Annotated in this window: 7 protein-coding genes and 5 tRNA genes; 4 read left to right on the forward strand and 8 right to left on the reverse strand. The window is 39.2% G+C overall.

Annotated elements, in window-relative coordinates:
- Positions 1 to 2: 2 nt before the first annotated feature.
- From AC1DRF_RS14265 to AC1DRF_RS14290, 6 genes are all read right to left on the reverse strand, one after another.
- A tRNA-Ser gene (locus tag AC1DRF_RS14265) sits at positions 3 to 95 on the reverse strand.
- 11 nt (positions 96 to 106) lie between these two features.
- Positions 107 to 183: transfer RNA gene (locus tag AC1DRF_RS14270), tRNA-Ile, on the reverse strand.
- A 3-nt stretch (positions 184 to 186) separates the two neighbouring features.
- Positions 187 to 261 (reverse strand) — tRNA-Asn (locus AC1DRF_RS14275).
- Positions 262 to 301: 40 nt separating this feature from the next.
- Positions 302 to 375, reverse strand: a tRNA-Met gene (locus AC1DRF_RS14280).
- A 1-nt stretch (position 376) separates the two neighbouring features.
- Positions 377 to 451, reverse strand: a tRNA-Asn gene (locus tag AC1DRF_RS14285).
- Positions 452 to 513: 62 nt separating this feature from the next.
- Positions 514 to 999 carry a DUF456 domain-containing protein gene (locus AC1DRF_RS14290; RefSeq protein WP_016765575.1) on the reverse strand — a complete coding sequence of 162 codons (486 nt, stop codon included), beginning with the start codon at positions 997 to 999 and terminating at the stop codon, positions 514 to 516.
- 318 nt (positions 1000 to 1317) lie between these two features.
- Between AC1DRF_RS14290 and AC1DRF_RS14295 the strand changes: the two genes are divergently transcribed.
- Positions 1318 to 2109: a DUF1189 domain-containing protein gene (locus tag AC1DRF_RS14295; protein WP_477740984.1), complete on the forward strand. Its 792-nt coding sequence runs from the start codon at positions 1318 to 1320 to the stop codon at positions 2107 to 2109.
- A gap of 147 nt (positions 2110 to 2256) precedes the next feature.
- Here the strand turns inward: AC1DRF_RS14295 and AC1DRF_RS14300 are convergent, their stop codons facing one another.
- The gene (locus tag AC1DRF_RS14300; protein WP_427075298.1) at positions 2257 to 3468 is read right to left on the reverse strand and encodes an MFS transporter; all 1212 of its coding nucleotides are present in this window, start codon (positions 3466 to 3468) and stop codon (positions 2257 to 2259) included.
- 76 nt (positions 3469 to 3544) lie between these two features.
- Between AC1DRF_RS14300 and AC1DRF_RS14305 the strand changes: the two genes are divergently transcribed.
- Positions 3545 to 3877 carry a hypothetical protein gene (locus tag AC1DRF_RS14305; protein WP_013059203.1) on the forward strand — a complete coding sequence of 111 codons (333 nt, stop codon included), beginning with the start codon at positions 3545 to 3547 and terminating at the stop codon, positions 3875 to 3877.
- A gap of 151 nt (positions 3878 to 4028) precedes the next feature.
- Positions 4029 to 5132, forward strand: a complete 1104-nt coding sequence (gene ispG / locus AC1DRF_RS14310; protein ID WP_201763664.1) for a flavodoxin-dependent (E)-4-hydroxy-3-methylbut-2-enyl-diphosphate synthase — start codon at positions 4029 to 4031, stop codon at positions 5130 to 5132.
- Between the two features lie 37 nt (positions 5133 to 5169).
- Here the strand turns inward: ispG and AC1DRF_RS14315 are convergent, their stop codons facing one another.
- Entirely contained in the window at positions 5170 to 5535 is a 366-nt protein-coding gene (locus AC1DRF_RS14315; RefSeq protein ID WP_013059205.1) for a G protein-coupled receptor family protein, read from the reverse strand.
- 259 nt (positions 5536 to 5794) lie between these two features.
- On the opposite strand from AC1DRF_RS14315, the gene AC1DRF_RS14320 reads away from it, so the two are divergent.
- A partial coding sequence (locus tag AC1DRF_RS14320; RefSeq protein ID WP_477740985.1) for a hypothetical protein occupies positions 5795 to 6236 on the forward strand: 442 nt, incomplete at its 3' end.

Genomic DNA, 6236 nt, shown 5'->3' on the forward strand with positions numbered 1-6236 from the left:
TATGGCGGAGGAAGAGGGATTCGAACCCCCGCGGGCTTTAACACCCCTGTCGGTTTTCAAGACCGATCCCTTCAGCCGGACTTGGGTATTCCTCCAACCCTATAAATGGTGGACCCTGCAGGACTCGAACCTGCGACCGGACGGTTATGAGCCGTCTGCTCTAACCAGCTGAGCTAAGGGTCCACATGGCTCCACAGGTAGGACTCGAACCTACGACCGATCGGTTAACAGCCGATAGCTCTACCACTGAGCTACTGTGGAACAATATGAATTATGTATGTCACAAACGTAAATTGGAAAATAGCGGCGGAGGGGATCGAACCCCCGACCTCACGGGTATGAACCGTACGCTCTAGCCAGCTGAGCTACACCGCCATGGCTCCACAGGTAGGACTCGAACCTACGACCGATCGGTTAACAGCCGATAGCTCTACCACTGAGCTACTGTGGAACAATATAACATTTACTAGCGACATTAAAAATTTAACATGTTTCTAACCTAAAGTCAATATATTATTTTAAAACAGCGTATAAAAAATAGGCAATCATCAGCAGTTGAATAAATCCTTTTGAAATAGCGCCACTAAAAAAGCCAATAACCGAACCTACTCCAATTTTTACTGCGTTGCTAATTGTGGTCCGATGAACAATCAGTTCTCCTACAATCGCTCCGATAAACGGCCCTAAAATAATTCCAAATCCCGGAATGACAAACGGACCTACAAGCAGCCCAACTGTACTTCCCCAAACACCTGCTTTAGTGCCTCCGAATTTTTTCACACCAATAATATTAGCTATATAGTCTGCTAAAAAAAGTGCAACAACTAACAATCCTTGTACCACCCAAAATAACCAGCTATAGGAGCTAAAATCATAAAATAAACCGTATATAACAAATCCTAGAGCTACAAATAGCACGCTTGGGATGATGGGATAAACCAACCCAACAAACGATACAACAAAGCTAACGATAATTAATGCCCAACATAAAATAGCCATGCCCGCACCTATCCTTTTTATTATTACTATTTATCATACAATAACCACTCCTATAAAGAAAGACCTTGCACGACGAGTCCTTCCTTTATTTTACTTTCGAATACCTCTGCAATATTAACAGCACAGTCCTCAAAGTGCCCGTAATATCCAAAAAACAATGACGGTAAAACCTCTACATATACGCATAAAATGTGCTTGTGACAAAACGCTCCACCGCATCATTGTAATTGGTAACGGTTTCTAAAATCTATTGTAAACCTTAAATTTTCGCTATAAAATAAGGTATAATCAGAATCTTCAATAAGAGGAGGCTTTACAATGAGCATGCTGAAAAAGATGGCATGGAGTTTTACTTCCTTCAAAAAAATAAGGTCGCTTCGCTTTGAGCATACGAATAAAACAATTGGCTTTGTGCTGTTTTTAACATTTATTTCTTTGCTGCCTACATTTTTCTTTATGACTTTGACGATTGTAAACGGCTATCATATCGCTACTACAGATCTTCCGAAATCTGTTTCTTCTTTTTCTATTTCAAACTCACAGCTTACGTCAAGTCAACCTTTCACAAAAAAAGTAAACGGTACCGCTTTTATCTTAAACCCATCACAGTCTATTGAACGGTTTCATTCCCCTGCTCATGCAATTGGTTTTTTAAAGGATGGAATTTACATCACGACTAATTCACAAACACAAACGTATTCATATGAGTTGCTAAACTGGCATCATAAAGATAAAAATGAACTGTTAAACTTGCTGCACGAACAAAAATTTTCTTTATACATACTTGTCCCTATCGCTATGCTTTTACTGTACGTATTAACATCTGGACTAAACTTCCTTTCTATTACCTGCCTTGCTTATCTTGGAAAGCTGATTGGACTCATTGCTAAAAAGCAGCTTTCTTTCAAGCAGCTATGGGCACTGAGTGCTTATAGTACGGTAGCCTTCACGCTGCTTTATACGCTTTTTGAAGCTTTTTCTTTGTCTCTAGCATTACATAGCTCTCTTTACTGGATAGGAACATTCTTCATTTACTTGTTGCYCGTTACAAGGGTTCCTATAAGAAAAARGGTAAAAGCTAATAAAGGTGCTGGGACAAACGTATTTTAGTTGAAGGAGAATCCAAACGAGGAATCTAGATTCTTGATAGAGAATCCACCTCTTTTGGATTTTTTTATTGATATGGTGAACGCAGGTTTCATGTATGCGGCTGCTTCTAGCTGGTGATTGGAGTGATTTAGTTAAGTCTCAGCCTCTTTATTTCGGTACAACTTTTCTTCTTCCCATTGCAGAAGAAAGAATTTTCAACTGATACAAAACCCACAAACCTCCTGCTGTGAGCAGAATAAAGCTGTAAACAAACATCAGCCTTTCAGTATGCATCCACACTTCAAAAACAACAGGTCCCAACGCTACTCCTAAAAATCTCACCGTTCCATAAATGGATACAATAAACCCTCTTTCTTCGTCTGAAGCCGCTGAAGTAATCATCATATTAATACACGGAAGAACAAATCCTAAGCCGCCAAAGGCGACTGTCAAACAAAACATCAGCACAGGAAGCGTATAAATAATCGTTAATACTCCAAACATCAGGAATAAAAAAATTATCCCTACTATCATTAATTTTTTCATGAGCTCTACATCTGTTTTGATGCGTTGACCGGTCCAATAAGAAACGAGCGTCATCGCACCAAGAGGAAATAAAAAAGCGGTTCCTTTAAAAAAACCGTCTATATGATACGTTTCCTCTATTAGAAAAGATAAATAATATAAAATGCCAAATAATAAAAACAACCCCAATCCCCCGACAAAGAATAAAGGAAAAAGCGATTTTCTTTTATCATAGACAATCCCAATGGCTCTCTTTAAATATTCTTGAACAGATACTGAATCCGAACCTGTTTTCCCTTCTCTCACATACATCACTATACCTACTAAAGCAGCGCCTGCAGCTAAAGGATAGACAAAAAACGCGGCATACCATAAGACGAGTGCTGCCGATGCTCCAATTATCGGTGCAACCACTTTTCCAACTCCGTTATACACTTCTAAAATCCCGAGGACTTTTGCTCTTTTTTCCCCTGCAAATACATCTCCAGTTAATGCCATTGCCAACGTTGTAGTACCTGCAGCTCCAATCCCTTGAATGACTCTGCCTGCTATCAACACAGCAAAGTTTCCAGAAGAGAATGAAGCACTACTAGCAGCAATGACACTACCTATTATCATCATGACGAGTGAATATATGATTAACTTTTTACGCCCATACCGGTCTGATAAAATCCCTACAGCAGGAATACACAATGCGGCTGGAATTGAAAATGCACTCAGTATCAAACTGGTTTGAACTCCGCTTAAGTGAAGTGACTTTTGAATGCTTGGCAGCAGAGGAATGAGCATGGAATTTCCCAGCACCATGATTAAAGGCAATAAGCCTAATGAAACAATCATTAATTTTTCTTTCAATTTTCGTTCTCCAATCATATTTAAGTAAGACAAGCATAGGCTTTACACATAAGCAAAAGAATGAAGGAGGGGCATAATGAAAAAGCTATGTGCATTAGCCGCTTTCGCTTTTATCGGATATATTTGTCACTACGACATTAAATACGGGACCATTCCCACTGCTACTGAAGCAGTTCAAGTCAGCAAAGCGCAGCCTGCAGAAACAAAAGCCGCCAGCTCTTCTTCCACCTATACAAAAATAAAAATTAAGCCAGGCGATACAGTTTTGTCCGTCATTGAGGAGCTTACAAAAAAATCGATACCGGTTTCTATGAACCAAATGATTACAGACTTCAAAAAGTTAAATAACGGTACAGCGCCTGAGGATATTCAAATTGGAAAAACGTATAAGTTCCCTATTTACAAGTAATGACAGCATTCTTCTTGTCAAGATGGGATAGTCATTGTTAAAATAGCTAAGGTAGTACTTTCTACTAGTTATTTTGTTCATAAAGAGTTATTCTATTAATGAATTCAAATTCTTGATTTCATTTTGAAGGAGAGATTATCACGTGAGTGAAATTATACATCGTACAAAAACACGCCCGGTTAAAGTTGGAGATTTAACAATCGGAGGCAGCAACGAGTTAGTTATTCAAAGTATGACAACCACTAAGACACATGATGTTGAAGCAACGGTTGCAGAAATTAAACGTTTAGAAGAAGCAGGATGCCAAGTTGTTCGTGTTGCTTGTCCAGACGAGCGCGCAGCAGATGCAATCCCTGAAATTAAAAAACGCATTAACATTCCATTAGTTGTGGATATTCATTTTGACTACCGCTTAGCATTAAAAGCAATTGAAGGTGGAGCGGATAAAATCCGTATCAACCCTGGTAATATCGGTCGCCGTGAAAAAGTGGAAGCTGTTGTAAATGCTGCAAAAGCTAAAAATATTCCAATTCGTATTGGAGTTAACGCTGGTTCACTTGAAAAACGTATTTTAGACAAATACGGCTATCCGACAGCAGATGGCATGGTAGAAAGTGCACTTCATCACATTAAAATTTTAGAAGACCTTGATTTCCATGACATCATCGTTTCAATGAAAGCATCGGATGTTAACTTGGCAATTGAAGCTTATGAAAAAGCTGCTCAAGCATTTGACTACCCTCTTCACTTAGGAATTACAGAATCGGGTACATTATTTGCAGGAACTGTAAAAAGTGCAGCAGGTCTTGGCGCTATTTTATCTAAAGGAATCGGAAATACACTACGTATTTCTTTAAGTGCGGATCCTGTAGAAGAAGTAAAAGTTGCGCGCGAATTGCTAAAATCATTCGGTTTAGCTTCCAATGCCGCAACGCTTATTTCTTGCCCAACTTGCGGACGTATTGAAATTGATTTAATTAGCATTGCTAATGAAGTTGAAGAGTATATTTCAACTGTAAAAGCACCGATTAAAGTAGCGGTACTTGGCTGCGCTGTAAACGGTCCTGGTGAAGCTCGTGAAGCTGATATCGGAATTGCGGGAGCACGCGGTGAAGGTCTACTATTCCGCAAAGGCGAAATCGTACGCAAAGTTCCTGAAGAAACAATGGTTGAGGAACTAAAAAAAGAAATTGATAAAATTGCTGCTGAATATCACGCAAAGCAAGAAGCTGAAAAAGCTGCAGCTAAATCATAACTAAAAAAAGCGAGGCGCATATGCGCCTCGCTTTTTTTTATGAAAAGAACGGTAATATAAACGTACCGACAATAATCGATACAACTCCGATCCCTATTGCCCATGCTCCTAGCGTAAGTGCTCCTTTTCTGCGTGCGATAAACCCTAGAATAATCCCAGCGGCACCAAGAATAATTGGTAAAAAGAATAGTGAAAGAATCGAAAGCACGAGTGCGAAACGACCGTATCCCGTTCCTTCTCCTCGTCCAGCGACTTCATGATTGCGATTGCGATCAATATCTATAACTTCACGCTCTGCATGAGGCTCTCCTACTCGGTAAGGAACGCCCACTTCAGCTGCAGTTTCTTCCATGAAATCAGCTTCATATACATCTTTTCTACGCCTTTGTTCTTCATTCTCCATGCTTAATCCCTCGCTTTCGTAAATAAGGAGCATTTATAGTATCTGAATGCGAGGAAAAATTATAAGTGTTAATCTTATACAGCCGCTCACTCTCTTACAAGAAATAGGTACAAACGCAATCACCAGGCCGTGCAGTGATCATTACGTTTTGCCAAAGGCGTATAAAAAGTATTACTGTTTCTCTTTGGGCTTTATGTTACACTAGACAAGAATAATCAAGCACATAAGTAGAATAAACGTATTAAAGGAGTGCACGTAGTTGACGAAAAAGTTTGGAATTGACATTGATGGAACTGTTACTTCTCCTGAAACTTTTGTTCCTCATTTAAATAAAGCCTTTAACTTAAATTTAACACTTGAAGACATTACAGAATATGATTTCAGCCCTTTTGTAAATGTATCACCTGCTGAACTCGGGAAATGGTTTAAAGCAAATGAACGCTCTATTTACGAAACCTCTCCACTTGCAGACGATGCAAAAGCTGTTTTGCAAAAATGGCATCAAAAGCACGAATTATTCTTTATTAGTGCAAGGCACGATAAGCTATTGGACGTCACGGAAGAATGGTTTCAAAAAAATGAACTATCGTTTCATCACATTGAGTTAGTCGGTTCTCATTTTAAAGTTGAGACAGCAAAACGATATGATGTTGATATCTTTTTTGAAGACAAACATGATAATGCTTGTGAAATCAGTGAAG

It is taken from the genome of Priestia sp. P5_B4 (genome assembly GCF_056400385.1).